This is a genomic window from Candidatus Melainabacteria bacterium, from assembly GCA_003963305.1.
In the GTDB taxonomy this organism is placed as follows: domain Bacteria; phylum Cyanobacteriota; class Vampirovibrionia; order Obscuribacterales; family Obscuribacteraceae; genus PALSA-1081.
The window spans coordinates 21,493-47,309 of sequence record RXJR01000034.1 but is presented as its reverse complement, the minus strand read 5'-3'; the positions used below and the strand labels follow the sequence as shown (position 1 = coordinate 47,309).

Below are 25,817 nucleotides of genomic sequence, written 5' to 3'. Positions count from 1 at the left end.
GAGTAGAGCACTGGAAAGTGCCACGGAATAACATAGAGTGTCTCTAAGTGCCAATTAAAACGAGATGACGCCTGGAACCGGCTTGCTGAGCCGGTTTCACCTGCCATAGAAGCGTGCACCGTATTTAGTGACTATTATTGGATCGAAACTCAACGTAGAGCGGGTTAACAGCCTGGTCACGAATTATTGACACAAAATAGTCAATAATAGCCATTAATGCGTTTTTTTTTGGTTTTGGGAATCAGGTGTCGGTTTTTAAATAGAGGCCCGTATTTAACCGAGTATTTGAGAGATCATTTGAGCGAGTACTTAACCGAGTATTCCAAACGATTATTCGAAGCGACTAGTTGATGCGTATACGTATGTGATGGATTCTCTAACCAGTAATAACCGTGGAATCAGATCACGTTGTTATCTATGAATCGCTTGGTGTGTGTGGATGGTATTTAAGAGGAGCCGCCGTTCGAGCCGGTGTTGCCTGGTGGTTTATTGTCGTATCGCCGGGTGTTGGTTCTGGCGATCCTTTCTATGTACTTGATTGGTAAGAGGTGCGTTTCCATTGATTCGCACCTTTTGTAGCAGTTCGCCGGTTGGCTACTTGTATTGATGGCTGTCCGTTTCGACCTGCGATATGCCGAGTGATTTGTTTGTTTGAGTGATGAACGCATTCAATTGAGCTGAACTTTGCAGTGCCAATTGCCGGGTTTCAGTATGGCTATGCTCTAGTTCCTCTTTGCGCCTGTCGAACTGCTCGATATAAAAGTTGAACGCCTGCCTTTGCAGTTCGAAAACCTCTCGACTAGCATCCAGGATCTCTTTATATCCGGCAAATACGGATTCAAAGCCTTCTAGTGTTTGTTTCTGGAGGTCTAGTACTTGTCTGTAAGCCTCAAGTTCGTCTTTGTTCATTTGTTGCTCCTGGCTTTTATTGGCTGACGATCCGTTCTGCGTGTGATTTGTAGAAGTCACTGCCTTCTCGGTCCCGCCTCGCCTTGTCCTCTTCCGTCAGCGTTTTGCTTTTAAGATGGGAATTGGCCAGTCCAACAACAACTTCATCAGTTGATTTGCCGAGCAATTTGTTCGACTGATCAAGAAATGCTTTGAGCTGCGCTTGGTTTAGTTTCGCCAATTGCCGGATCTCCTCCTGCTCCTTTCTAAAACACTCTTCTTGCGTTTTTACAGTAAGCATGTAAGCGGCAATTGCCTGCCGCTGCTCTTCGATTGCTTCGAGTAACTGGTTGTTACTTATCGATTGCATTTCAACAAGCAGACTAAGCATCTTATTACTTCCTATTTGCTCATTGAGCAGCTTCTTAACTTCGTCCATTTGTTTCTTGATCTCCTAGGATTTGTTTTTCAGTGCGGAATTTATGCGTAATCGCTCTTTTTGAACTTGACGCCAGATTTCATATCAGTCTGCCAATATGTGTTGCCGCTGCCGTCTATCATCTTCCGAGCTGCGGGAAAAGCCGAGTCGTCGACTTTAATGGTCGCTTCGTCGATGTCATTTCGGGCCAACAATTTCAGAACCTCAAGCATTGTTTGGGTATCGTCGGTTTCAATGGCCTGCAGAGCGCCGGTGGCGTCTTTTCTCCATTGACGAGGCCTGATTTCAGCCGCATTTTTAAAAATCAACCAACACATTTGGTCACGAAATGACCTGCTGAGTAAGGGGTTGAGTTCAGATAGTTGCAACTTCTTCTGCTCGATCACAGTACGATACTTAGCCAGCACAGCCGCCACAGTCTCAGTCGTCACACGAACTGCTGAATGCATCAAGTGAAACTCTTGCTGCGCGAGAACAAGGTTACCGTCGAATCGTGCCAGAGCGATTTGCAGATCACTCAACTGAGCAGCCGTGAGCTGTTTGGCCTCTGATACCAGTTCCAAGTTAGTTGCCTTCCGTCTAGCCATCTTTTTTATTTTCTCCGCGCATGTTCATGATCAGCGATTTGTAGTATTTTGCTCACTCTTCATTGCCAACCCAAAATATAGAAAGACCTCGACTTGGTTTGGGTTTTGAGGGTTTGGCCGCGAGAAATTGCATCTCCGTGACCGATTTTTACCTCATATTGATCGAAAAATACCGAGCCGATTTTGATCAATTGAAAGGAATTTCTAGACTCTGGACATCGGGTTTAGTAGGACAAGAATTGAGATGGTCATGCACGAGTACAAACGGCGGCGAATCTCGTCTCGTGGCGCATATGCGGATCTAAGTGTTTCGTTTATCGCTCTACTGGTTGGTGGTGACCGCACCGAAGTTAGCCGTCGCTTGGTCGAGTTCTATTCGCAGCCGGAATATGCAGATCGTAAGCGAGACCCTATCGCGTTGGGTGATTTCATTGTTGCCTACAAAACAGCCAGGGAAGCCGCGCGACTGCTGAACCAGTAATGCTGACTGTTTATCTACTTATTCTCACCGAGGTTAGTTTGAATGCCGTTACCTGAAAATCCATACGAAAATCCTAGAGAAAACCCAGTCAAGCTGTGGAAACACAATTTTGGCGCGAGAGAGGTCGCCATTCACGGAACAGTCTTCACATTGAAGGCAACAGATCTGATTCTGGATCGACTCACTGAGGTTCGAGCGAAATACTCAGAACATGCCAAAGTACCTGCCATGGAAGGCGAAGAGCCAGAGAAATACAAGGAGCGTGCTAACCGTATTCTTGAGCATCGCCGGCTGTTTCGTCAGGAAGGCGAAAGCGCCGAAGATTGGACAAAGAGGCAATATAAGTCAAGCCGGTCTGCACCGTACATTCTCTTAGAGCTTTTGAATCTGGTACTAGAACTGTCTTCGCAACCGCAACTGACCTACGAAGATATTCAAGATGCTCATTGGCCGTCAGCAAAAGAATTTGTGTTTGAGATGCTCTGGCTGGGCGCCGGACTTTATGTAGACGAATTGGTGTCTCCTAAAAGCTAGACAATTTTTCAAGACATATTTCGACGAGCTTCAAGGCAACGGAGACGAAGAAAAAATACCACCACTGATAAAACGCCATGTGTTTTATTCACAATACGTTGGCGGCTGCAGTTTCAAGACGTTCTATGAAGAAACGCCAGTGCCTGTGATCAACTGGACACTTAAGATGTTCAATTTGACACAGAAAGAGGGCTTTTGTGGACCGACTGAAGTGATGAACTTTAAGTCACTCACGCGCATGCACGGGGTCCGCTACGACAATTAGGCGAATTTTTGAGCCAGGTTTTCAACCGCCGCAGACATCCTGTTTACAGAAGTCGTCACTGCGTCAACAGATGCTTTTATTGGTCCTAAGTCTTTACTACTATCGCCGCCCGTCTGGTTGTTGCCTGCGCTGTTCGACCGGATTGTGAGAGCGGGAGCATCTTTCGCTGTTGGGAGAGGGGGAACGTTTACTTGTGGGGTTACTTGAGATTGAGGCGGTGTAAGAGCGGCGAATGACGGTTCGTTGAATACATTTTTGTCATCGAAAACCGACTTCGGTAAAGTAGACGTCAAGGGTGTATTGATAGATGGAGACGCCTCGACTGGTTTAGGTGCTTCAATCTGTACTGGTGAACCTACAGCCGGTCCGATTTCTGGGTTTCCTAGCTGGTTTTCAAAGGCTTTGCTTCTGATTGTTAGATCCGCACGTTTTTGTCGGAAGGTATCGGGGAGGTTTTGAAGATCTTGTGTTGTCGTGCGTCTCTGATCTTGGAGTGAAGCCTTGCCGAATCTTGCCTCAGCGTTGAACTGCGTGTTGCCTTGTATCTCCGGATTGAAAGGAATGTCTTGCAAACCGAAATCGCTGGCGACTTCGCCAAGTCCGAACTTTCGGGCTTCGCTATTCACTTGATCGACCTTTGCTCGCAGCTCCAAATCCTTTTGTTGACTGTCAGTCAGATGTGCAAATCTCCCAGACGTGCTCACCCCCTGCGCTTCAAGCTCTTTTAATTGTGAAGCGATGCTTGCAACACCGCTGCTCTTTTTGGCATTCAAGTCTGACTTGAAGTTCTGGAGAGCGACTGTTGATGCTGAAAGTTGAGCGTTGAGAAGTTGCCGCTTGGCGATTTCGTCACCAATCAAGTTTGCGCTGCTTCGAAGCGTGATGTTGTACTGAGCTTGAGCATTGTCACGAACCGCTGGGAGTACTGCCTTCCTGTTTTGATCTTGGAAATTCGCGACTCTATCGACTGCATTCTGCTTCTGCCCTTGTTCAATTGACTGCTGCAAAATACGCCTGCGATCTGGATCTTGTTCGGTTTGTAGCGCCGCTTGTCGCTGTCGAATCAGGCTTTCTCGACCTTCAATGAAAGCTGTTCTGCCGGATCTGTTGTTCTCAATCTCCCGTTCTTGGCCGGCGAAACTTTCTCGATTGACATTGGCATTTCGATTTTGGATGGCAACGCCGCGAGCACGAGCCGCCAGATCTTCATTAGCTAGCCGCTGCGCGAAGATGTCTCCAAGTTGTTGACTCGATGCACCGCCGCGTTTTGCTGCACCAAACTGCAAACGGAGCGCATCGGCAATGCCTTTTGTGCCTTCTGTAAGTCCGGCGACTGTATTGAAATCGGTAGTGCCTCGAATTTCACCGGCTCGTTTGGCGTAGAGCGCCGCCTCTTGCTGAGCATACCCCAGTCCTTTTGCTCTCAACTCAAGAATTTGATTTTGGATCAGCTTCTCTTGTCCTTGCAGTTCTGCAAGTCGCTCGGGCGATGCTCCTAATTCAAGCGATTTTGTCGCTTTGAGCTGGTCTTGTCTAGCACGAATCTGCGATTGATCGGAGCGTCCTTCGAGTCCTAATCGCCGCAGATTCCCCTCATCTGTTGGAGGTAGTGTCTTTGCTTGGAGACTACTGGTTTCCTGTAGCAGCCGCGCTCTCTGATCTTGTAGAAAGGGAATTTGGTCGGCTAGATCTTTTTTGCCGGCGAATTCCTTGATAGACTGCTCGACTCCAGCAAGCTGAGCAAATGGAGACTTTTTCGTATCGAAAGTTTGTTGCTCTGAATCAAGACCGAGAGCTTTTAGTCTTGAACTGAGTTTACCGCTGTCAGTTTGCTCTGACTTAAACGGTGGAGGTGAACTGTTGCCGCCACCCAATCGAGTAACGAGATCGAGAATTGGTCCGAGAACCTGAGAATTTTGGCCAGTCAGTTTGGCTATTATATCTTTGGCAACTCCGGGAATCTCGCCGCCTGGTTTGAAGCCGGTAACGTCGACAGTCGTATTTGTGAGTTTTGCCGCAAGTTGTTCTAAGCCAGTCTGAAACTTGATTGAGGCGCCTTCCAAAGAGCCGAAAACACGACCAAGGTTTCGTGACGCTTCTGCTAGATCTTTGTCGCTAGTCAAGACTTGTTCGCGATAGCGAAGTGCTTCAGTCTGAGCTGCTAATTGCTCATTACCACCGACGGAGTTCAGCAGCTCTTCTTGTCCACTGATTCTTTGCTTGACTGCGACCGGATTGCCTGACTTGGAATATGCATCGCCGAACGATTGCAAGGTTTGGAATGCCTTTTGAAGGTCAGAGTTTGAGCGGGCGTTCTGGATTGCTCGATATGAATCCTCTGGGAGAAGCTGACCAAGAGACGTGTTTCGTCCTTTGCCTTGTGCGAGCAATATGTCTTCAATGTCTTTCGGTAGTCTGCCAGTAGAAAGCAGTGATGGATTGAGAGCCGCAGCCGTTCCACCCAATGCTCGTGCTCCTAATGCTATGGTTCGAGTGTCAGGTTCGAAGCCGCGCTGCGCAAGCGCACCGGTCACTGAACGAGCAATTGATGCTTCAGATGCGCCGCCTATGCCAAGTGGCAGCAATTCAGATCTGACAGCCTTCTGAATGCCTTCTGCTTGACGTTCTCTGAAGGCAAGTTGTCCTTCAATATTTTGATTACGACCGAGAGCGATACCGGTCTGTGAAGAAACGAGCTGCGTCGACTCGTGCAACGTGCTGCTAATTGAAAGAATCGCTTCACTATAAGCTTCCCCTGCTTCCCTGAACTTCTCGCGTTTTGACTCGAATGCTTGAATGAGCGGTTCAACGAGTGTTGTGGCAACTGTCGAAGCAAAGAGAGCACCAGGACCGCCAGCAAAAGCCGCTCCTAAGGTCGATGCACCAATGTTAGAAACTCGGCTGATCGGAGAGCCGCCTTCGAGAGCACTGAAGGCGATCTGCGTTGCAGCTTCCGGTGAACGTAATCTACGAAAGTCAAAAATTTTGCCCAAGTCACCGCTGAGAGCGCGGTCCTTGAGCCGCGACTCAAGACCAACCAACCCTGGATTTTGGGCGATTAGTTGATCCGCGCGCTCAAGGCGATTGCGACGACGGCCAGATTCACCACCGAAAAGCGCAGCAAAGGCTTCTTCTGGAGGTACTTGATCGATCTTCGATTCTAGTTTCTTGATGAGCGACTCAGACCTTAGAATCGTAGATGCTTGTCTGACGGGGTTCGCCGCATTTCGATTTTGCGCTGCTTCAATCCTTCGAAACTGCGCTTCAACAGCCGAATCTTGGCTGGTAAAGTTCGATGCGCTTACTCCACGTCGGTTAAGAAGGCGAGCCGTTGCCTCGATTTCTCTCCGATTCGCTTGAAGCTGCTTTACGAAGCCGCTTGATGCAGTGCTTCCGCTTCCTAGTTGTTGCTGCGCCTGGCTCAAACCGTTCACAGCCTGAGAGGCTGATCGAGCGCCACTAGTGATCTGCGAGTAGATATTGGTCATCTTGCTCGAAATGGTGCCAAGTGAGCCCTCGATGTTTTGAAGGGTTCCTTGAAGTGAGCTGAGGTCTGAACGCAGTGATCTGATTTGGTCGAAGCCGCTGTTGCCAGTGAACTCGACGTTTAGCGAGACTCGGCCGCTCTTAAGGAACGCAAATTCATCTCGAAGCGGGTTCGAGCCTTCCTTGATGTTGATTTCGACATTGCGAGAGATATTAGCCATGCTGCTATTTCCAAAGGATTTCTGTTTTACAAGTATGAGGAATTGGCTATGTTGTTGAAATACGTTGTCCGCTGGGTATCAATGCACTGGTATCAATGATTAGCTCAACAGTAAGGAAGAGACATGATACTGCGACTGTTAGCTTGCCTTGTTGCTCTCTCGTTGATGCCCCCAGTGTTTGCCGATAACCGGGAGAATATTCGTGGCGTTTGGGAATTTAAGCACCGTGACTACGAAGCCGCGCAAGAACACTTCAGTAAAGCGCTGGCTCAAGCCGACAACGAGAACGAGAAACAAGCGTTCTCTAATAATCTGATGCTGGCGAAACGAGGTGTTGCCGGAACGTTAGACAGTCCGATAGTGTCGAATGTGCCAGTGCCGAGATTTACAACCAGTACTCATTCTCAAATAGCGGTGCCCTCTTCATTACAAGTGCCACCACCGCCTCTAAGTCCACCCCCTAAACCGCGCAAACCAAAGGCTCAGCAAAATCCCGAGGCAGATCCATTCTACTGGGCGAGGTTAGCGCAAACAGCATTCCACGACAGCGACGATCTGCAAGCCTACCAACACTCTGCCAAAGCATTCAAGCTAGCACTCAAAGGCAAGCTCACACCGAAACAAATCGCCTATGCAACTAACGTTTTTCAATTTATCTATCACAGCACACCAGAACAAACGGACGATGATTGGGGAGAGCGCCGCATAACTTTACTAACGATGTTTGCAGATGATCTGATAGAGCGCGGACGCAAGCAAGATGCTTTGAAATATCAAGCTGAGGCAATACGGCTTGAAGAGGTCAACAAAATAACAACGCCTTCAACCCCTCCATCCATTTCCGGCAGTGTATTCAAGTCAGCTCGAACAGGAAGGTTTGTATCGACATCAAAGCTAGAAGTGGAAGACGACGAAGCCGATTTCTACATTGGCACAAAAATCATTCCGGCCCATTGGTCAATTTTTCCGAACGATGTAGATGGTTACAAAGTCAAATTCCGAGTTCAAATAAGCGGCACTCCACGAGTGATTATTTATGACGTTCGTTCTCGAAATCGTAAAACTGTGCTTTGGTTGACGAGAGGGCAAGGTGATGATGATTTCCCTCCGTTCTTGGAACAGTCAAGACCAAGACCTAAACCAGATGTTCATAATCAAGGGCAGGTCACACGCATCTAGCTGCCGAATGTTTCTTTATTCAATAGAGTGGAGTATTTGAAGTCGGAGGAATAAGTCCCGCAATTTCCGCAACCTTCCGTTTGTTGAAGAAGTAAACAGGCGCTTGATTCCCGCACTTCCGCACTTCCGCACCCATCGATGTGTGAATCGATGAATTATGTGATCATCGATTTTTTACCAGACATATACATTGAATCATCGATTATTCAGATCGGCTTTTTCATCGATGGATTGTACTATTCGAACATACATCGATTTAATCGATTCTAGAGAAAGATCGAGAATCCATCAATGTATTCATAAGTTGAATAATCGATTTATCGAGATTATGAAGTGCTGTTGAATCGATCATCAATCCTGATGATTCAATAATCGACTTTGTACGATGACTGTAATCCATCGATTGATAGATCACTTGCATCCAATTTCTTAGAGATATCCATCAATTAAACAAATCCACCATTGCTGCGGAAGTGCGGAAGTGCGGGAACGCTCAGCCATATTGGCTTTCAGACTGCGGGAGCTTTGCGGGACTTTGCGGGAATTGAGTAAATGATGGTTTTTCCGTTCGGTACCGTTCCTTTTTCCACTTCACCCGTTTTGACCATCAATTTGATCTCTGCTCGCCAATTTCCGCGATGATTGAAAGCTTTGTCGAGTTGAGGGTTGGTTTTTGGACCAGTCTGTAGAAGTTCAAGGATTTGTTCTTTTTCTTTGTTGGTCGCTTGTATCTTTGATGGTCCAAGTTCATCGATGCGCAACCATTCACTCAATGCCCACATGATGATCTTGATGCCGCGACTCATATAGTCTGCGGTTATAAGCTCACAAGATGGGTCTTCGAAAAAGGCGAGCGTGGCAGCAAGCCTGACCGCATTATCGTGTGCTTTTTGAGCCATCGGTCTTATTCTGCAATACTTTTCTCCAGGTGCAATCTGTTGTTGAAGGGTATTGTGAAATTCATCGTACACATTTTGCGCGTTCTCATCTAACTGCAGCCGCCTTGGTTCTAGTATGTTTCTACTGTTCTTCTTTAGTGGAAGCTCCAAGCCAAGAATCTTGTCGCACTGCTTGTAGTATCGCTGCATCGATGCATCCGTAGAAGCGTCTTCCCTCTTAAAAATACGCCCGAATGTTGGCTCTGTGAGATTGATGATTGTTCTTCCCAGAAATCCCTGCTTGATGAAAATCTCATTCTCTAGAATCATTTTCAAAATAATCCTCTGGAACATAATCGATATCATCAGTCGTTTGCCAAATATTGTTTCAGGTCCATCGATGTCACCTGCGTAATTACGACTAGCCTCACCGCTTTCATGTAAGTGGCTCAAGTTGACTAAGAACTGGATCAGATTGTCTGGCTTCATTGCATAAGAGCCAAAAAGTCCGCCCCCTTCATCGGATGTGATGGATTGACTGGGCTGACCATTCCGAAGTGATCGGAAGATCCCTTGCCAACTCATATCTCCGTTGCAGGTGAGACTCCAATACAGAGGTTTTAATGGCTCCTTTCCTAGCTCCTTAAATAGAGCAGCTCTTTCCTCCACGGGGATATCTTTTATCTTATCGATTCGTTTGTGCTCTGCTTTCCATGCTGCCAACTCAGCTTTGTATTCCTCCATCAGCGTTTCATATTCTTCTTTCAGCACATACTTTTCATAATTTTTGATTGTCTTGAACACTAATGTGTCGACCGCAGATTTTCTATCGCCGCTTTCAGCAACTAAGAGAAAGAATACCGATGTTAGTATCCGGCGACCGAAGATTGAGGTGTCGACATGTGCCTGAGCCAAGAAATTGGCTGCGCTCAAAAATGACAACGCGCAGATGGGCAGTTGTGCTTGGACTATTTCATGAACCTTTTCGACTGCTGGCTGCAATATTGGCCCCAAAGCTTCTATTGGAAAAGGTTGTTCTATCGCGCCCTTCGAAGATTCGAGATTATCTGGTATGTACCCGCACTTTCTTGCCTTTCTAAAGAGAAAGTACAAAAACCTTTCCCTTTGTGCTCTGTCGGCGATGGCGCGCTCCCATAATTCTTGAATATGAGGTTCACTGGCACCCTCCTCGCGCAGGCAATAGTTTCGAAACATCTCGTATGGCTGATCGTTGAGAGACAGAGTTTGAGCAACCAAATGCCACCACTCTCGACTGACTGGCATATGTTGGAGCACATCAGTTAAAAGGACATTTGCGGGCAGGTCTGTTCCTTCTCCCGCCGGGTCATAAGAGCTGAAATATCGCAGATAGATTTCGTCCAAAGCCGATTGTTCGTTCTCCAACTCATTTCGCTCGGATGCGATACGTTTGCCGCTCACACTTACAAATCGACTGTGTCCGATAGAGATTTTCAAGTTGGTGTCTAGGATGATCTTTTCGCCTGTCTCGATTGCGTTGCCAGCGACTATTGCCTGAAGACCATCGATCTCTGGGCAGTACTCAATGTAGGTGCTTGGCTGAAACAGATCGATTACATCTGCTGCCTCTCTGCGGATTTTATTGTCTTTAGATACGCAATTGTGCAGGCGAATAACACTTAAGTCTGGCGCTTCTCTTAGCAAGATTGCGATGCTTCCATTACGTTGCCTTGCCAATGCTTGTGCTTGTTTTAGCGGAGCGGATTGTTTATCCCTAAAAGGCCCTATCCGCCGTTGTGTTTTTGGATCGTAGCCCCAAACTTCATCATTACCATTGATGTTGGTTTCAACGCATGTTGTGATGAAGCAGTCTCGCTTCTTCAACTTTTTAGGCAACTCAAAAAGGGGAGCTTTGAGTTCATTGCTGCCTTCATCATCCGAATCAGCGACATGCACACCAGTACTTTGCTCGTAAGGATCTGGAGGAATCTCATCATCTTCGTCGTCTTCGTCTTCGTCGTCTTCCTCTTCCTCTTCCTCTTCCTCGTACAATTCATCATTGGCGATGTTGTTTTCGTCTTCGGCTTCATCAGCATTGCTAGTTTCACTCTCCAAGCCGCACTTCCGTAAATGTCCATCTAGATCCTCGATCTTAAGCTCGCCTTCAGTAAAAATCTGCTCCCAGTCCCAACTTGGATCGATTATCGTTTTGGTAGAAGGAAGAAGCTTTTTGATGAATTTGACAATCGATCTGCCCTCACAGTCACCGAGATAGTTAAAAGTTTTAGGACCGTAGGTGACAGACGTTAGTTGGTCAATGGTGTCAATGTTTTTAATCCATACCCAGACTGGATAGCCTTTGCTTTCGAGATATTCGAGCAGCGGTTTTTGATCCTGATCGCACAGAATGCCATGTTCGGATTCTTTCTCCGCAAATTTATTAGCAGCCAGTCTTGATTTCGCAGACATTGATAGGTGGTCTCCTTGATTGGGTGGAACAATTGCCAGGCTCAAATCAAGAAGACGAAAATTAAATTGCGAGAAGCGCGGCTTGCGCAGCCGTTCTCCTTTCGCTATAATTGAGGTATCGTTTGTCCTCTTGTTTGAGCGTTCTTCCGCTGCGTGTGTTACAACCACATTTGCAGCGGTTTTCTTTTCTAAGCTGTTATTTCACTAACACCTCGCTTTTCGAGAAATGCCTTCAGGTCATCTTCATGAAAGAAGAGCGGCGACCTGGGTGTGTTTCGGTAAGCCTTTATAAGTCCCTTCGCGGCGAGGTTGCAGAGCGTGTCATGCGACATGCGTACACCGTGATGTTCGAAAAATCTCAATGACTCTTTTGTGTTTTTCTCAAAGGTTTTCATCGATTTTTCTCCTTACTGGAATTTGAAGTATAGAGATTGTTCCGAAACTTGCGAAACTTGCGAAGACTTCAATTGACCATACGATTTTCTGAATTTGCTGTCAAGTCAAAAACAAGTCAGGGAGCGGGTTTCGCATGTACAATAATGTACAGAAACTCAACTAAAGCCCCATGTATTGCTCAAAATTTTCGAGTAAGTTTCGCTGAAAAGAAATCTCTTTCCTGAGAATCTCTCGTGCATCTTCACTCGTCAAATTCGCTAATCTTTGCGTGATTGACTGTAAGATAGCTTTGAAGACCGAGTGATCATCAAACGAAATGGCGGCTGCTGTCTCAGGCTCAGTTGGTTCATTCGAATCTGTTGGATTGGCGCTATCAACTTCATTTACCCTGATTACATTCCGAGTAGTAGCGCGTGGCAAGGCGATAACTCGAACAGGCGAAGCTGCATTATCTCGTCGAGGCTTCCGATTCTGCCTTGGAACAACAGCTCCGCTGGCGATGTCACGCTCCAGCTGGCGATATTTAGCCACTATCCATGCCTTGTAAGCCGAACTTCTCTTTATACACATCTGGCGTAGCCAAAACATTTTTCTCTGTTATTCGCAAAATGATCCCCTCCATCGCTCCAACGTGCTGAGAGCGATTGCTTATTCAATGTGACAATTTCAAACTCGATACAACGAAATTAGCAGCGAAAAACGAGCTAGTCAATAGACCAAAACCCTGAACTGGTCCTGGTTTGACGTAGAATTGATAGATTCTACGTCACCGTTTTCGGGAACGTATTTCGGTGCAAAACCAGCATGAAAACTCAGTTACCGAAACTCGACTGACTTAGCAAAGTTTTTGGAATTAAATTTGTGATTAAAATAGTCAGAAATTGCTTCCATCGCCGGTCTGAGATCTTCCGGATCAGTCACCAGGTATCTGACAGTGACGTCGCCGCTAACGTGATTGAGTAGCTTGCTGATGCTAACTTTGTCGATTTTCAGTCTCTGAGCAGCTGTCGCAAACGTGCGGCGTAAATCGTGAGGCATGAACTTCACACCTGAGATCTCGATGACTTTGGTCACTGATGCTTTACTTTCAACAAGATGACCAGTTGAACCGTTGCTCGGAAACACGTAATCGTTTGATATCTGCTGAAGCTTGCTGGCTTTGATCGCTTGCTTACGCCTCTGCAAAATTTCAATGATCAATGGCGTAATGGGCAAGCAATGCCTGCGACCGTTCTTAGTTTTGTCGGATGGAATGGTCAACAACCTCTTGGTGAAATCGATGTAGGACCATTTAAGCGTTGCAGCTTCAGTTCGTCTTAAGCCGGTCAATATACAAATCAGAAAGTAATCGCCGATCATCTGCGAGCGCAACTTTGACACCGCATCGAACCAAACAGGTAGATCTACTTCAGAGATGTGACTTTCGCGTTTGTTGTCGCCATTCCAGCGAAGCTTTTGAACAGGGTTTCGGCGATTCTCGAAATAAGGGAACGAGTCTGACGCATAGTTGAACAAACCTCGAATAAATCGCATTGCCTGGTCCGCATGAGCTTTACCTTGGCCTCTTTTGCCGTTGCGATTGGAGATTTCTTTGTGACGAGCTTCGATCATGGACTTCGATATTTCGGTGATGGGCAAATTCCGCCAGTCATCGAAACAGCGTGTCATCGCTCCGTCGTATAACTTGAGCGTACTTGCTCGCAGTGTGCGAGATTGCCTGTACGCGGCATAAACCTCTTCGAGGGTGTGAATATGTTCAGTTTCACGAGCATGCGGGTCGATACCTTTACCGATTTCAGCATAAATCTCCGTCTTAAGCTGTCTCGCTTTCTCCAATCGCATTTCCGGGTGTCGGCCGACTACCTTTCGAATAGTCTTGCCGGGCCCGTCATTTGTTTTCAAGCGCCGCTGAACTACAAAAAACAACCCGGTCGGAGTTGCTTTGACTCCGAAGCCCCTGTCACTAGAATCCCAATAGAACACTTGACCACTTTCAGGCAACGGTATTAATTTTAACTCAGGTGCGGAGAGCTTGATATGAGGCAAATCGCGACCTCTTTATTTTTGGGGTAGGGGCTTTTAAAAAGTAAGCAAAAAGTAAGCAGCAGTTCTAAAACCCACTAAAAACCATTGCGACACTTTACAATCACCAAATTACCCGCTATGCGCCACAGAATCAATAGCTCGCCGATTTAATGCGAGAATTTACGACAGATTGCGATACCATACAAAAACTCTGAAACCCAAGCGATTTAATAAAGCACGAAACTCTTAAGCAATTGGTTGGTGGTTCGAGTCCACCATGGCCCAAAGTTTAAAACACAATGCCTGTTAGACTTTAACGTCATAAAGTCCCGATTTTATTGGGGCGGGCATTAGGAATTTGTACTAACAGTGTACTCACCTGGGGCAAGTCTAGGCGGTGACCACGGTGAGTATTTCGACTGTGCCTGAAGCAAAGAAATTTGAGCACAGCGGCTAAAGTTATCGCGTCATTTGGCGGATTATGTCACCATTGACGGTGGCGCTGTTCCTCGTTGTTAAGCGGGAGTTCCAAAAGAATCTATGGGCAATAATCAAGTAACAAACCCACTGGACGTCGAGGCTCTGCGACGAGACACGCCCGGAACGAAAAACCGCATTCACTTCAATAATGCAGGTTCCGCGCTAATTACGAAGCCTGTGTTGGAAACAGTTACTAACTACCTGGCACTGGAAGCTGAGATTGGTGGTTACGAGGCTGAGCACGCCAAACATGATGAGATCGAAGGGTTTTATTCATCTGTCGCACGGCTGCTGAATTGTTCGCCTGAAGAGATTGCATTTGCTGAGAGTGCCACTCGTGCATGGGATCTCGCCTTCTATTCGCTTCAATTTCAACCGGGCGATAAAATTCTTACTAGTGCTGCTGAATACGGTAGCAACTACATTGCGCTTCTCCAGACAGCACGGAAGAGAAACGTCGAAATCGTTGTCGTACCCAACGACAAATTCGGGCAAATCGATGTATCAGCCCTCGAATCATTGATAGATGAAAGGGTTCGTCTGATTGCTCTGACTCACGTTCCGACAAACGGGGGGTTAGTAAATCCCGCTGAAGCGGTCGGAAAGATAGCCAGAAAGCACGGCATACTGTTTCTTCTTGACGCATGCCAATCTGTTGGTCAAATGGTTATCGACGTAGAAGAGATTGGTTGTGATTTTCTCTCAGCCACCGGGCGAAAGTATCTGCGCGGTCCAAGAGGAACAGGTTTTCTCTACGTGCGAAAGGAACGTTTGGCAGAGATAGAGCCCATCTTCCTGGATCTTCATGCGGCAGAATGGGCGGCGAGAAATAGTTATACAGTTCGCGACGATGCTCGTCGATTCGAGAACTGGGAGCAAAACTATGCAGGGAAGCTGGGTCTAAAGGCAGCTATCGACTACGCGATTGAACTGGGAATGCCGAATATTGCGAAGCGTATTTTTGCCCTCGCCGCACAATTGAGAGAGCAGCTTGCCACTGTAGATGGTGTGACGCTTACCGACATAGGCGAAACAAAATGCGGTATCGTCACGTTTATGTCTGAGCGAATACCGACAAAAGACCTTGTCGAAAAATTTTACGCAGCACGAATCAATATCTCCTCATCGTCAGTTTATGGAACCCGACTGGACATGGAAGAAAGAAATCTTCAGCCTATCGCGCGAGCTTCTATTCACTACTACAATGATGAAAGTGAAATAGATAGGTTCTGCGAATATTTGCGAAAAATGTAGGGCTGCTCATCCGACTCTGGTACAGAGCACGACTCCATATTGACTTCCCCCTGTTTTCAACTCTCAAAAGTCTTGCCGCCCAAGACTACACCCTGTAGCGAGCGTCCAAAGCTGTGCTATTCTGAAGTCCCTATGGAGCCAAGTGCGTTCAGGCACCAAAGTGCAGGGAGATCACAGTGTCAATGTCCTACGCAGAACCGACTTTCGATTGGATTCGCCAATTCATCGATTTAACCGGCGCCGTTTACAGCCCAGACCTCTTGCGCCGCTACCATCTCTCATTGAAGACAAGAAGGTTTGTAATCCTGTCGGGCGTCAGCGGTAGCGGTAAAACGCTGTTGACGCGCATGTACGCCGACGCTGTCAAGGCGGAGTACTGCCTGGTGCCGGTCGCGCCCAACTGGACGACCAACGAAGACTTGCTCGGATACTACAACCCGCTCAGCAAACAGTACTACGATACAGACTTCAGCCAATTCCTCAGACAGGCGTCGCGCGCATACAAAAACGCCATCAGCGTCGGGAAGCAGCCCGAGCCGTTCCACCTGGTTCTTGACGAGATGAACTTAGCCCGCGTCGAGTACTATTTCGCCAAATTTTTGTCTGGAATGGAAGTTTTGACCGCAGCTGGAAAAGCGCAGGTGACGATGTCGGGGCAGGACGTGGTCGACTTGCCGCCAAATCTTTACTTCATAGGCACAGTCAACGTCGACGAAACGACACAGGGATTCGCAGACAAGATTTATGACCGCGCTCAGGTTATCGAAGTAACCCACAACAGAGATGAAATCGCCTCGCGTATCATCGTGCCGGAAATTCGCGATGTGCTCATGGCAATATGGGACGCAGTCGCGGAAGTAATGCCGTTCTCCATCCGTATCGTCGACGAAATCAACAAGTACATCGCTGAAGCTTCCGTAATTGGTGTACCGTGGGAAATGGCGTTCGACGATCAAATCATTCAAAAGATATTGCCGCGAGTGAGAGGTACTGATATCAGATTTGGTGTCATGCTGCAAAGGCTCAATGAGATAACCGCAAACCGGTTCCCGAAGAGCAATTACAAGATTCAGCACCTCAGCTATGGTTTCCATACCAATGGTATCGTCTCTTTCTTCTAGACTTAACTTTTACGACGAATCAGGAACAAGAATCGCTTGTCCGATCGAGGGACGGCAGTGCCAAATTTTTATCGATGTTCCGCAAGAGCTCTTCTCCGAAATCGCGCTTTTGTCGGGCACGGTATCACTGCCGGTGCTGACTGACTCAGCGGGCATGTATGCTTACTCCATCTGGCCGGCGAGCCCTCCTGGATATTATGCGCTGTCGCTTTTCTGCGGAGACATTCGCGAAAACCAGACGGTCGCAGTAATTCCGGAATTTTTCAGCGAAACTGACTTCACCGCCATGATCAATGACTTGACGGTCATGTTGCCCAATTCTATCGCGATGAATCTGCAATATTGCGGCGCGCAACTGGGCATTGTTCCGTCAGAACAGCAGAGATCGTCTATCGAAGAAGAATGGTTTAGATTACAAAGTGCTATTCGAGGCACGCAGGACAAGCTAGGCTTGCTGCAAGTGCTTCCGCTGATAGAGCGTGAATGCAACCAGATTCTGCTACCACAATTGGAAGTGCGCCCGACGGATAAGATGCGACGTCCAGAAATGTCGCGGCTGCCCCAGGCAATTTCCATGCCCGGGAATATGGTTGAGTTGGACAAGCTCTATCAGATGTTCGACACGACATTCAAAGAGTCTTTCGAAACATACGAGAATCAACTTGTAAAAACATATGTTCAGGCGCTGCGCAGTCAATTGTCTCGCTTGCAAGACAAAGTGCGAAGAGAAGCGGCACCGCCTGCGATGGCAAACGAGATCGAAATGCTGAGCAGTGAATTTCGTCTGGCTTGCATGCGAGCGACTTTCCTCAGCAAAGTGAAAAGGTCCATCGGCTCTGCCGATCGCGTAACAATGGTGCTTTTAAAAAACCCTGCCTATCGTACCGTTTTTGAGGGTTATCTGGCGCTCAACCAGCAGTCATCGATCACATTGGAAGAGCAAGCGCTCACGGCACCACTAAATAAGCTTCCGTTCCTTTATCAGCGTTGGGTGAATTTGCGAGTCTTCAACGCATTACTTCAAACCTGCGCAGAATTGGGATTTCAGTGCGTCAGCCACCACTGGGTGAAATCGTACAGGAAAGGCGCTTTCATTCACGTAACGAACGACGGACAGGCGGCAGTGCAGTTGGTCAATCAGACCACTGGAACGGTCGTCAATCTGATTCCGTGGCGACCAATCCACAAAAATGAAAACAGTGCGCAGATCGAGGCGCCGATTGCGCTGGCAGTGGCAATCGAAGCACCGGGCAAACCTCTGATAATTCTTGTCTTTGATTCGAAATACAAGGTCGCCTTGAAGAGCTCTGTTGAACCGTTGAAAGAAGATGTCGACGAATTTCTGCTTTCTGTAGAGTCGCTAAAACAGCCAGGTAACGAGCAACAGATTCAATATGCGGCGCTTCTTTATCCGGGTCAAAATATGCAAATTGCTCCCGGCGTTGAAGCGTTGTCTGCGCATCCGGCTTATGGCGATGCTGTGCACAATGCGATCTGCACTGTGCTCAAGCGATTTTTGAGTTAGGCAAACTACGGAGTCTTTTCTATAACCGTACTCGATACGCAATAGGTAGCAGACTGCGGAAATACTGCTGTTACGAGCCCATCGTCGTGAGTCATTTGTTGCAGCAAATACTGCGTGCAGACAAGCAATCGTCGGTTCTGGGTTGACCGGGCCAGATCAATTCCTTCCATCACCAGATGCGCCTGCTCGTTCAACAAGCGACAGCGACTCTCCATTGCTTTCTGAATATAGATTTCTTTCAGAAGCTTGTCCTGTTCAGGTCCGCCGGTCGCCATCATGAAGGACAACAGCGCCGCCTCGGCAATTGGCGCCACCAGGGTTGGTGTGAAGCTGGCTATCCCGAGAGATGAATAAACGACCTTAGCCGTCGTGCGCATTGCCTTGCTGCGGTGATTGTATTTGCCCATGCGAGCTGAAAGCTTGCACAGCACAGGATCTTGCTTGGCGGAGCACTCGAGAATCTTCGTCAATAAACCAGCTTTCTGCTCGAAATCTAAAAGCAAACGAGGATCAGAAACTTCTACATATTGTGGTTTCAGCTGCATGATTTCATCGGCCAAACGCCTGGCTTCTTCCTTTCCAACCACTCGCTCAAGCTCGTGTAAAGTCGCAAGAGTTCGATTCAAATCGCGATCGGCATAAAGCGCAAATTGCAAAAGCAAAGCGCTCTTTTTCACCTCGCGCTCATCACACTGTTTACGAAGAATGTACTCTCGCGCAAGTTCATTTTTCGGATTTAATTCGGTGTCGGTCAAGACATCTGCGCCTTCCTTGGACCAATCGAATCCGCGCAAATCAAGAACAAAGTTCGCCAGGCTTTTGCTTTTATTACCCACCGACTTCAGTGCCGAAATTTTCGATTTCGCTGGAGCATCATTCTCAGCAGGAGCTGATTCTCTAAATGGATTTGGACTAAACGCACCAGGACTCAATGCATTAGGATTGACTGTTGCATTACTGAATGCACCAGAACTCAATGTACTAGGACCGACTGTTGCATTACTGAATGCACTAACCGATACGTCTGTCGCCAACGGCACGGGAACTGCCTCTTGGACGTTGACTGATTCAGGATCTGCAAAAGCAGCGGCGCTGCAAAAGAAAAATATGAAAGACAAAAACGCAGAAACTTCTACGCGCCGAAGCTGAGACATGGGACACCCAAAACCAGAGATCGAGCAGTGACAACGAAAGCTTGTGATCTTGATACCAGCGTAGCGGTTGAAAGTGTAAAAATGGTGTAGATATGAGCAAACGAACGAAAAATTATGCACATAAATCGACGCTGTTTCGGTGCCTGAAATGTTGCAAAAATTGCGGATTTTTGGATACAGCGGGTTGCTTCGGCAGAGTCCGAAAAAGCGCCATATTTGGCGTATGTTACTCAATGCAAAGAGCGATAACCAAGCAGAGTGGATAAAAACGAGAAATGCCCACTGCAATGTTTGAATGAGCGCCAGATAAGGTACAATCAACGGAGATGCAGGCTTTTTGTTGGGATAATCCTGCTTTCAATGTGCGTTGCACATAAGCCTTATCCCTTTACGAGGGTGTATGGCTGAATTTGTTCTCTGGTTTTGTATTTTTTACGTCTGGCACATTTTAGGAACTACGGTCGGCTATCACCGATTGTTAGCGCATCGCACGTTCAAGTGCCCCAAGTTAGTTGAGTATTTCTTCGTACTGGGCGGCTATCTCGCGTTCGAGAGTTCCCCGATTTGGTGGGCAACTGTCCACCGTGCGCATCACCGATATGTCGACACGCCGCTCGATCCGCACAGTCCTCGATTCGGCGACTATCAAGCTTATGCAGGTTGGATTTTCCACAAAAAGTATCCGGAGCACATCAATCCTCAGCTCCAAGCGCCCGATTTGATCAACGATCCCGTTTACAGTTTTCTGGAGCGCTGCAACAACTGGCATCGGAGCCATCTGACTAATTCCGCAATCGGATTCGGGTCTAGATTGGTGCTGTGGTTGTTTTTCGGCTGGAAGATTGCGCTCGCCAGTGTTCTGGCTGGATTAGTCTGCCAGCAAGTTCCTTTTCTGCTCAACGTCGTTTGTCACAAGCGAAATCTGGGTTACAAAAATTACGAAGAAGGCGATGACAGCGTCAACGTCTGGTGGCTATTGATTCCCACAATGGGCGACAATTGGCACAACAACCATCACGCGTTTCCTGGCTGCGCCCGCTCCGGATTCAGATGGTTTGAGATCGACTTCAGCTACATGGTAATCAAAATGCTGGAGAGTCTGCGCTTGGCGAGCAATGTGAATTCACGCTTCACGCTGGAAGACAATGTATCGCCGACTGGAGCTGTCCCAGTTCCATTGCCCGTGCCCGTGCCTGTCCCAGTGCAAGTGCAAGCACCAGTTACAATATCAGTGATGCAAACTTTGCGAGCTGATGAATCAGTAATTAGATAGCAAACTCTGCGAGCTGACGAATCAAATGACATTCAGCCCCGGCGACATTGTTCAGATTACGGCAGATCCGAAACATCAACTCTACGGCATGCTGGGGCTGGTTACAGGCGCATCCCCAAATGGCGGCGTGCTGGTATTTTTAAACTTCGGTCCGAATTACAACGACCCGCAGACCCGAATGCAAGGAATTCGCTTTTCGTTTCGCGAAGACGAAATCACAAAAATCGGTGTATGCGCCGCAGCTCTCGATATAGCGAAGATCAATGACACTTGCGACCGGGCTCAGAAAGCCGCGCAGCAAGAGAATCCCGAGCTTGTGATACTGATAAAGCATGCGGAGGAAGCCCGCAAATGGAATCACTTGCCCTTCGGTTCTGCCGAAGCGCGCGAACACGGATGCATATGCGGAGAAATCCGCAATCCCGATTGCTTCCTGCATGGACACACACTTGAGGAAGTGAAGCGTGCATCGCGCATGCTCGACAACATATTCGATGTGGAAAAGTAGCTCAAAGAAAAACTGGCAGGCACCGCTCTTATTACTAGCGGTTTGTGTTGCTCTCTACTTTTTTAGACTCGGAAATTTCGGCATACTCGAAGGCGGCGAATCCTACTATCCAGCAGCCTGTCGGGAGATGGTGAAAGCCAACGAATGGATTGTTCCGCAGCTAAATTACCAGATCTATTTTTCCAAACCGATCATGACTTTCTGGTTGATCAACTCGGCTTACACTCTATTCGGAGTGAGCGAATTATCGGGAAGGCTCTGGTCATCGCTGCTTTGTACGCTCCTCGTCTTCTTCTGCTACTTCACGACGCGGGCTCTTTCTAGCACCAGAGCCGGGCTACTCTCAGGATTAATACTGGCATCGTCCCCGCTAATGGTGGCAACATGCAGACGTTCATCAATTGATGCATTCTTTAGCAGCTTCATGGGATTCATGCTCTGCTCCATGATCCTGGTTCTATTCACCAACAGAAAACGCTGGTGGCCGCTCATCTGGGCAGGGCTGGCACTGTCGGTTTTAACGAAAGGTCCGGCGGCGATTGTACTCTTCGCAGGCGGACTGGTCGGCTATCTGATTTTGCAAAAATCAAGCCTGAAAGAAATCATTGATTGCCTGAAACAACTGCGCATCGCTCCCGGATTGGCGATCTTTTTTGCACTGCTCTTGCCCTGGTGCATCGCGGTGAGCCAGGCAACGCACGGGCTCTTCCTGAAAGTATTCTTGCTGTACGAGAATCTTTCACGCTTTACCGGAAACACGAACAGTGGCAAACATCCGCACTGGTGGACTTACCTACCGGCGTTGGTCTACGGCGCATTTCCCTGGTCACTATTTTTGCCCGCTGCCCTGGCTGACGCGTTCACTGCAGTAAAGCAAAAGTTCAAGGGGCAGGCGTCGGATACAGAGGCAGATTGCAGCGCCTCCACGAGTGTAAATCGCTCCAGCGTGATGATTTTCTCGGCAGCATATGTACTGGTAACGGTCGTGTTTTTCAGTTTGTCGAGAACACAATTCGATCGCTATATCTTGCCGATATGGTGCCCGCTCGTCATCATGATTTCTCTCAGCATCGACTCATGGATAAGCGCGGCGAAGTCGCCATACACAGCGAGCGCAATCGAGAATCCGCCGTCTACCGCGACAAGCGCAATCGAGAATCCGCCCTCTATCGCGACCAGCGCGATCAATAATCAGCCCTCTATCGCGACCAGCGCAATCGATAATCAGCGGTCTATCGCGATGAGTGCTGCAGAAAACTCTGCAACCGCAAAGACACAAAAATTTGTCAGCCCGATGTTAGCGGGACTCGGAGTAATCAGTTTCATCGCTAGTGTAATCGCTGCGTTTGTAGTCAAAGATGTCGACGTTTGGATGCGCATCGTCGCGCCGCTTGGAGTGTTGGTTCTGGCTATCGGCTGGGTGCGTCAATTTCTTGCTTATCGGCAGAAACACTTTACTCGCTCCGTTCTCGGACTTGCGACCAGCACATGTGTCGGATTCGCGATTCTTACTCCGGTTCTGTTTGAATACTGGTACGAGAAAACATATGCAAGCGTGCACGAGCTCGTGAAATCAGTCGCAGACACAGATGCAGAAGTATGCCAATACAAAGAGTTCATGCCGTCTCTGCTCTACTATCGCAAGGGTCCCGTGTTCTTTTTCTACCACCTGTCGCAGCTGCTCCCGGCAAAGGATGCCGACAAAAGAACCGAAGTTCCGATCACTGAATCGACGACCAATCGACCAGCGTCAGCGGATCCAAAAGATCATCGCGTCTTCATCCTGGTCAAAAAAGACTTTGAACCAGACTTGCTTGCTCAACCACAACTGCAGCTCAAACTCAATTCACGACGTGGGGAATGGAGTATGTACGAGACCAGGGGCTTCGTAATGGATAAGCCACCAACCCTCGAACAATCATTCAACCGACTGGATTGGAAAGACAGCATGACCGACAGATTCGGATTTGGACCGCTGACCGTTCCTTACAGTGGTGGCAATAAGATCTGGGTGCGATAGCAAACTTGCTGCACCTGTTCTGTCGTTGCCACTTACTCCGATGTAATTAATTCCATGCGTATGAAGTGCCAACTGGTGGGCATCGTTTGTCATGTATTTAATTACCTTGAAGTAAGGGACAGAGAGAATATTTCTCCCCGTATCGCAGACAGGCACTCAGAAACGACGCATGTAGCACTACAAAAGTGCTACAGCGATCGCCTGGAACCCTGTGTTCAAGCCAAAACACGAGATATGCATTCAAATTGTCACAAGACGTGTCTACGATTCTTGCACCCGGGACGGGTGCGCTCCATCGGGTACGCTCTATACGCGCGTATTAACGGGAGCTCGATACCGTTGATTTTACGGTGCGGCTGGCGAAGTATTGCTCAACTTCCTTCCAGCTTTTGACGCGCGGATATCCGGTTACTTTGACGTTGTGTGGGGCGTCGAACAAAATGCCCTGACCTCGGAAGCGCTTAAAGTGTCTGGCGTTATCGTCGATCAAATAATCGGCATTGAGAATGCTCTTGTCGCCGCAAAATACAATATTCATCGGAGAGATAAAGGGGAAGTGTTCTTGCATCCACTCGTATTTCGCAGTGAATGACGTTGGCACTTCCATCGCCGCAGATGCGATAAAAATTTCGTGCTCTCGATGCAGGTTCAGTAATACTTCCTGTGCGTCTGGCATGACTGGCAGGTCTGCGAAGAACTCCTCGGCGAAAATGAAGTCTTCGACCTGCTGCTTGTGCTCGTGCGGCACTAGATGCCGCAGATGCGTGCCCAGACAATCTTCGCGCGTGACGGATAGTCCGAAGTGTTCGTTGTAGCGCTCTATGTGTCGTCCGAGCGCATCAGCGATTACTTCATCCATGTCGACTGCGATGATAGCCATAATAAGTCTCCTGAACAGTGCAAGGACCCGATGGTAACACCGCAGCTGCCCGAATTGAAGGTTCTGAAGAGGAATTGAAACGATCAGATACGTCGGACAGGCAGAAGCGGAGGCGATCGGGTCGATGAGCAGATCGACACAGAGGCGGAGTCGGTCAGGTCGATGAGCAGATCGACACAGAGGCGGAGTCGGTCAGGTCGATGAGCAGATCGACACAGAAGCGGAGTCGGTCAGGTTGATGAGCCGATCGAAACAGAATCAGAGAGGCTGATCGTGTGGTTGAAGGCGACGCGCTGCTTCATTGGAATCCGAAACCAGAACCGGCTTCCGTTGCCGTTTTCACTCTCAACGCCAATTGTGCCACCATGTTGAGTGATGATCGTTTTGCAGATTGAAAGTCCCAATCCTTTGCCACCTTTTTCGCGCGCATCAGATTCAGTGACTTGTTGAAACTTCTCGAAGATTATATTCTGAAACTCCGCCGGAACCCCGCGCCCCTGGTCTTCTATAACTACCTTGAGCCATTGCCGATCACAATCAAAGTTCACAACCACTTTCGAATCTACTGGAGAGTACTTTACTGCGTTAGAAAGAAGATTGACCATCACCTGAACGATGCGATCTTTATCGAATTCCGCCGTCACTTCGCGCGCTTCAGGCTCCTCCAACTTCACGTGATGCTGCTCGGCGAATGTTTTGACAGATTCGATGCTCTCGTGAATGGTTTCGCTGATATTGGCTTCGGCGAACGTCAACTCAAGCTTTCCTGATGCAAGTCGCTCCGTGTCGAGCAGATCGTTGGTCAGCGCGATCAACCGATGGATGTCCGCCTCTGCTGTTCCCACCTTCTGCTGCGCTTCTTCAGTGAGTTCGCCCCATGCACCGGCATTCAGCAGTGTTAGCAATCCCGAAACAGTAGTGAGCGGAGATCGCAGATCGTGGCTGACCATCGCGATCAAATATCGCTGCATTTTGCGCGACTCCTCCAATTCATCCACCATCGTGTGGAAGAACTTATCCAGCTGCGCAATTTCGTCGGTCCCCTGAAGCGGCTTGTTGAGCGGGATTCCTTTGGGCACACGGGACACATTTTCCGAAATGCGCCGCAGCCTTCTGCCAATTCCGCGCGTAAAAAGACTCGCTAGAAACAAAGCTACAACGATATTCAGTACAACTCCAATCATGATCGTATTCATGACCTGCTCTTTGGCGCGGTCTTCCTTTGCTGGACCTTCAGCAGCAAGGGCGAGGTAGTCTACCATGATCACGCCGACCGGCCCCGACAATCCGTCAATCATATTTTTGACGTCAATCAGCTGCATGGGCGAGTTGACGATCTTTCCTTCACCGCCGTTGTCGACCGATTCTTCAATCTTGGACATCAGCACCAGACCTCTTTCGAAATTAGGCTTGGTGTCCAGCAAGATTTTGAGGTGCTTCGGGTCGTTGGCGAGAAGCCCTTCCAACTCGGCGAATCGCTCCGTCCATTGCTTTACGCTGGCGCGGTAGCGGTTGCGAAAGTAGCGGCTCGGCATGCGCGAATATCCCGCGAGATTGGCAGCTGCCTGCCCTGCGAGAATACCGAGAGTACCAGTGACGAAGATAATTTCCTTGGTCGCGGCTTGTTTCTTGATTTCGACTTCGGCTTGCTGAATGCGATATGCGAGAATGCCGACGAAAATGAGCTCAAATACCAGCGGAATGCCCACCAGGATCAAGCCCATCTGCGAAATTTTCAGGTTCATGCGCATGACACCTTATGCCACGCGCTCAGG

20 protein-coding genes are annotated in these 25,817 nt (G+C 48.3%); 9 read left to right on the top strand and 11 right to left on the bottom strand.

Going from position 1 to position 25,817, the window contains the following annotated elements; genetic code table 11:
• Positions 1 to 594: 594 nt before the first annotated feature.
• Genes EKK48_29880 through EKK48_29870 form a run of 3 tightly spaced genes read right to left on the bottom strand, consistent with a single transcriptional unit; the run spans position 595 to position 1,914 of the window.
• Positions 595 to 909 (bottom strand): hypothetical protein, encoded by a 315-nt coding sequence (locus EKK48_29880; protein RTL35103.1) that lies wholly within the window; start codon positions 907 to 909, stop codon positions 595 to 597.
• A 16-nt stretch (positions 910 to 925) separates the two neighbouring features.
• Complete coding sequence (locus EKK48_29875; GenBank protein RTL35102.1) at positions 926 to 1,327, bottom strand: hypothetical protein; 402 nt, start codon at positions 1,325 to 1,327, stop codon at positions 926 to 928.
• 41 nt (positions 1,328 to 1,368) lie between these two features.
• Positions 1,369 to 1,914, bottom strand: a complete 546-nt coding sequence (locus EKK48_29870; protein ID RTL35101.1) for a hypothetical protein — start codon at positions 1,912 to 1,914, stop codon at positions 1,369 to 1,371.
• Positions 1,915 to 2,164: 250 nt separating this feature from the next.
• Here EKK48_29870 and EKK48_29865 point away from each other — a divergent pair, with 250 nt between their 5' ends.
• Together EKK48_29865 and EKK48_29860 are read left to right on the top strand one after the other, a co-directional pair.
• Positions 2,165 to 2,395, top strand: a complete 231-nt coding sequence (locus EKK48_29865; GenBank protein RTL35100.1) for a hypothetical protein — start codon at positions 2,165 to 2,167, stop codon at positions 2,393 to 2,395.
• A 42-nt stretch (positions 2,396 to 2,437) separates the two neighbouring features.
• Positions 2,438 to 2,929 (top strand): hypothetical protein, encoded by a 492-nt coding sequence (locus EKK48_29860; GenBank protein RTL35099.1) that lies wholly within the window; start codon positions 2,438 to 2,440, stop codon positions 2,927 to 2,929.
• A gap of 261 nt (positions 2,930 to 3,190) precedes the next feature.
• On the opposite strand, the gene EKK48_29855 is transcribed toward EKK48_29860, so the two are convergent.
• Positions 3,191 to 6,901 carry a hypothetical protein gene (locus EKK48_29855; protein ID RTL35098.1) on the bottom strand — a complete coding sequence of 1,237 codons (3,711 nt, stop codon included), beginning with the start codon at positions 6,899 to 6,901 and terminating at the stop codon, positions 3,191 to 3,193.
• Positions 6,902 to 7,024: 123 nt separating this feature from the next.
• Here EKK48_29855 and EKK48_29850 point away from each other — a divergent pair, with 123 nt between their 5' ends.
• On the top strand, positions 7,025 to 8,080 hold the full coding sequence (locus tag EKK48_29850; GenBank protein ID RTL35097.1) for a hypothetical protein: 1,056 nt from the start codon (positions 7,025 to 7,027) through the stop codon (positions 8,078 to 8,080).
• 509 nt (positions 8,081 to 8,589) lie between these two features.
• On the opposite strand, the gene EKK48_29845 is transcribed toward EKK48_29850, so the two are convergent.
• The 4 genes from EKK48_29845 to EKK48_29830 form a co-directional block, all read right to left on the bottom strand.
• Positions 8,590 to 10,989, bottom strand: coding sequence for a DUF3987 domain-containing protein (locus EKK48_29845; protein RTL35096.1), 2,400 nt, complete (start codon positions 10,987 to 10,989; stop codon positions 8,590 to 8,592).
• Between the two features lie 605 nt (positions 10,990 to 11,594).
• Entirely contained in the window at positions 11,595 to 11,801 is a 207-nt protein-coding gene (locus EKK48_29840) for a hypothetical protein (protein RTL35095.1), read from the bottom strand.
• A gap of 160 nt (positions 11,802 to 11,961) precedes the next feature.
• Positions 11,962 to 12,333: a hypothetical protein gene (locus EKK48_29835; GenBank protein RTL35094.1), complete on the bottom strand. Its 372-nt coding sequence runs from the start codon at positions 12,331 to 12,333 to the stop codon at positions 11,962 to 11,964.
• 285 nt (positions 12,334 to 12,618) lie between these two features.
• Positions 12,619 to 13,848 carry a DUF4102 domain-containing protein gene (locus EKK48_29830; protein ID RTL35093.1) on the bottom strand — a complete coding sequence of 410 codons (1,230 nt, stop codon included), beginning with the start codon at positions 13,846 to 13,848 and terminating at the stop codon, positions 12,619 to 12,621.
• Positions 13,849 to 14,367: 519 nt separating this feature from the next.
• Between EKK48_29830 and EKK48_29825 the strand changes: the two genes are divergently transcribed.
• The 3 genes from EKK48_29825 (at position 14,368) to EKK48_29815 (ending at position 18,207) form a co-directional block, all read left to right on the top strand.
• The gene (locus EKK48_29825; protein ID RTL35092.1) at positions 14,368 to 15,561 is read left to right on the top strand and encodes an aminotransferase class V-fold PLP-dependent enzyme; all 1,194 of its coding nucleotides are present in this window, start codon (positions 14,368 to 14,370) and stop codon (positions 15,559 to 15,561) included.
• 182 nt (positions 15,562 to 15,743) lie between these two features.
• Positions 15,744 to 16,682, top strand: coding sequence for a hypothetical protein (locus EKK48_29820; GenBank protein RTL35091.1), 939 nt, complete (start codon positions 15,744 to 15,746; stop codon positions 16,680 to 16,682).
• Positions 16,645 to 18,207: a DUF2357 domain-containing protein gene (locus EKK48_29815; GenBank protein RTL35090.1), complete on the top strand. Its 1,563-nt coding sequence runs from the start codon at positions 16,645 to 16,647 to the stop codon at positions 18,205 to 18,207. Before EKK48_29820 ends, EKK48_29815 begins: the two co-directional genes overlap by 38 nt.
• A gap of 5 nt (positions 18,208 to 18,212) precedes the next feature.
• Here EKK48_29815 and EKK48_29810 read toward each other — a convergent pair whose 3' ends face one another.
• Positions 18,213 to 19,361: a hypothetical protein gene (locus tag EKK48_29810; protein RTL35089.1), complete on the bottom strand. Its 1,149-nt coding sequence runs from the start codon at positions 19,359 to 19,361 to the stop codon at positions 18,213 to 18,215.
• 400 nt (positions 19,362 to 19,761) lie between these two features.
• Here EKK48_29810 and EKK48_29805 point away from each other — a divergent pair, with 400 nt between their 5' ends.
• Genes EKK48_29805 through EKK48_29795 form a run of 3 tightly spaced genes read left to right on the top strand, consistent with a single transcriptional unit; the run spans position 19,762 to position 23,162 of the window.
• Positions 19,762 to 20,634 carry an acyl-CoA desaturase gene (locus EKK48_29805; GenBank protein ID RTL35088.1) on the top strand — a complete coding sequence of 291 codons (873 nt, stop codon included), beginning with the start codon at positions 19,762 to 19,764 and terminating at the stop codon, positions 20,632 to 20,634.
• Between the two features lie 25 nt (positions 20,635 to 20,659).
• The gene (locus EKK48_29800; GenBank protein ID RTL35087.1) at positions 20,660 to 21,142 is read left to right on the top strand and encodes a hypothetical protein; all 483 of its coding nucleotides are present in this window, start codon (positions 20,660 to 20,662) and stop codon (positions 21,140 to 21,142) included.
• Positions 21,129 to 23,162 (top strand): glycosyltransferase family 39 protein, encoded by a 2,034-nt coding sequence (locus tag EKK48_29795; GenBank protein ID RTL35086.1) that lies wholly within the window; start codon positions 21,129 to 21,131, stop codon positions 23,160 to 23,162. Before EKK48_29800 ends, EKK48_29795 begins: the two co-directional genes overlap by 14 nt.
• 319 nt (positions 23,163 to 23,481) lie before the next feature.
• Here the strand turns inward: EKK48_29795 and EKK48_29790 are convergent, their stop codons facing one another.
• Together EKK48_29790 and EKK48_29785 are read right to left on the bottom strand one after the other, a co-directional pair.
• Positions 23,482 to 24,042: a 5'-3'-deoxyribonucleotidase gene (locus EKK48_29790; GenBank protein RTL35085.1), complete on the bottom strand. Its 561-nt coding sequence runs from the start codon at positions 24,040 to 24,042 to the stop codon at positions 23,482 to 23,484.
• 230 nt (positions 24,043 to 24,272) lie between these two features.
• Positions 24,273 to 25,793 (bottom strand): HAMP domain-containing protein, encoded by a 1,521-nt coding sequence (locus EKK48_29785; GenBank protein RTL35084.1) that lies wholly within the window; start codon positions 25,791 to 25,793, stop codon positions 24,273 to 24,275.
• Positions 25,794 to 25,817 lie beyond the last annotated feature (24 nt).

What these genes read in the sequence shown, in the direction of transcription:
- EKK48_29880 (RTL35103.1), bottom strand. Translation starts at nt 909, where the DNA reads ATGAACAAAGACGAACTTGAGGCTTACAGACAAGTACTAGACCTCCAG.
- EKK48_29875 (RTL35102.1), bottom strand. Translation starts at nt 1,327, where the DNA reads ATGGACGAAGTTAAGAAGCTGCTCAATGAGCAAATAGGAAGTAATAAG.
- EKK48_29870 (RTL35101.1), bottom strand. Translation starts at nt 1,914, where the DNA reads ATGGCTAGACGGAAGGCAACTAACTTGGAACTGGTATCAGAGGCCAAA.
- EKK48_29865 (RTL35100.1), top strand. Translation starts at nt 2,165, where the DNA reads ATGCACGAGTACAAACGGCGGCGAATCTCGTCTCGTGGCGCATATGCG.
- EKK48_29860 (RTL35099.1), top strand. Translation starts at nt 2,438, where the DNA reads ATGCCGTTACCTGAAAATCCATACGAAAATCCTAGAGAAAACCCAGTC.
- EKK48_29855 (RTL35098.1), bottom strand. Translation starts at nt 6,901, where the DNA reads ATGGCTAATATCTCTCGCAATGTCGAAATCAACATCAAGGAAGGCTCG.
- EKK48_29850 (RTL35097.1), top strand. Translation starts at nt 7,025, where the DNA reads ATGATACTGCGACTGTTAGCTTGCCTTGTTGCTCTCTCGTTGATGCCC.
- EKK48_29840 (RTL35095.1), bottom strand. Translation starts at nt 11,801, where the DNA reads ATGAAAACCTTTGAGAAAAACACAAAAGAGTCATTGAGATTTTTCGAA.
- EKK48_29825 (RTL35092.1), top strand. Translation starts at nt 14,368, where the DNA reads ATGGGCAATAATCAAGTAACAAACCCACTGGACGTCGAGGCTCTGCGA.
- EKK48_29820 (RTL35091.1), top strand. Translation starts at nt 15,744, where the DNA reads ATGTCCTACGCAGAACCGACTTTCGATTGGATTCGCCAATTCATCGAT.
- EKK48_29815 (RTL35090.1), top strand. Translation starts at nt 16,645, where the DNA reads ATGGTTTCCATACCAATGGTATCGTCTCTTTCTTCTAGACTTAACTTT.
- EKK48_29810 (RTL35089.1), bottom strand. Translation starts at nt 19,361, where the DNA reads ATGTCTCAGCTTCGGCGCGTAGAAGTTTCTGCGTTTTTGTCTTTCATA.
- EKK48_29805 (RTL35088.1), top strand. Translation starts at nt 19,762, where the DNA reads ATGGCTGAATTTGTTCTCTGGTTTTGTATTTTTTACGTCTGGCACATT.
- EKK48_29800 (RTL35087.1), top strand. Translation starts at nt 20,660, where the DNA reads ATGACATTCAGCCCCGGCGACATTGTTCAGATTACGGCAGATCCGAAA.
- EKK48_29795 (RTL35086.1), top strand. Translation starts at nt 21,129, where the DNA reads ATGTGGAAAAGTAGCTCAAAGAAAAACTGGCAGGCACCGCTCTTATTA.
- EKK48_29790 (RTL35085.1), bottom strand. Translation starts at nt 24,042, where the DNA reads ATGGCTATCATCGCAGTCGACATGGATGAAGTAATCGCTGATGCGCTC.
- EKK48_29785 (RTL35084.1), bottom strand. Translation starts at nt 25,793, where the DNA reads ATGCGCATGAACCTGAAAATTTCGCAGATGGGCTTGATCCTGGTGGGC.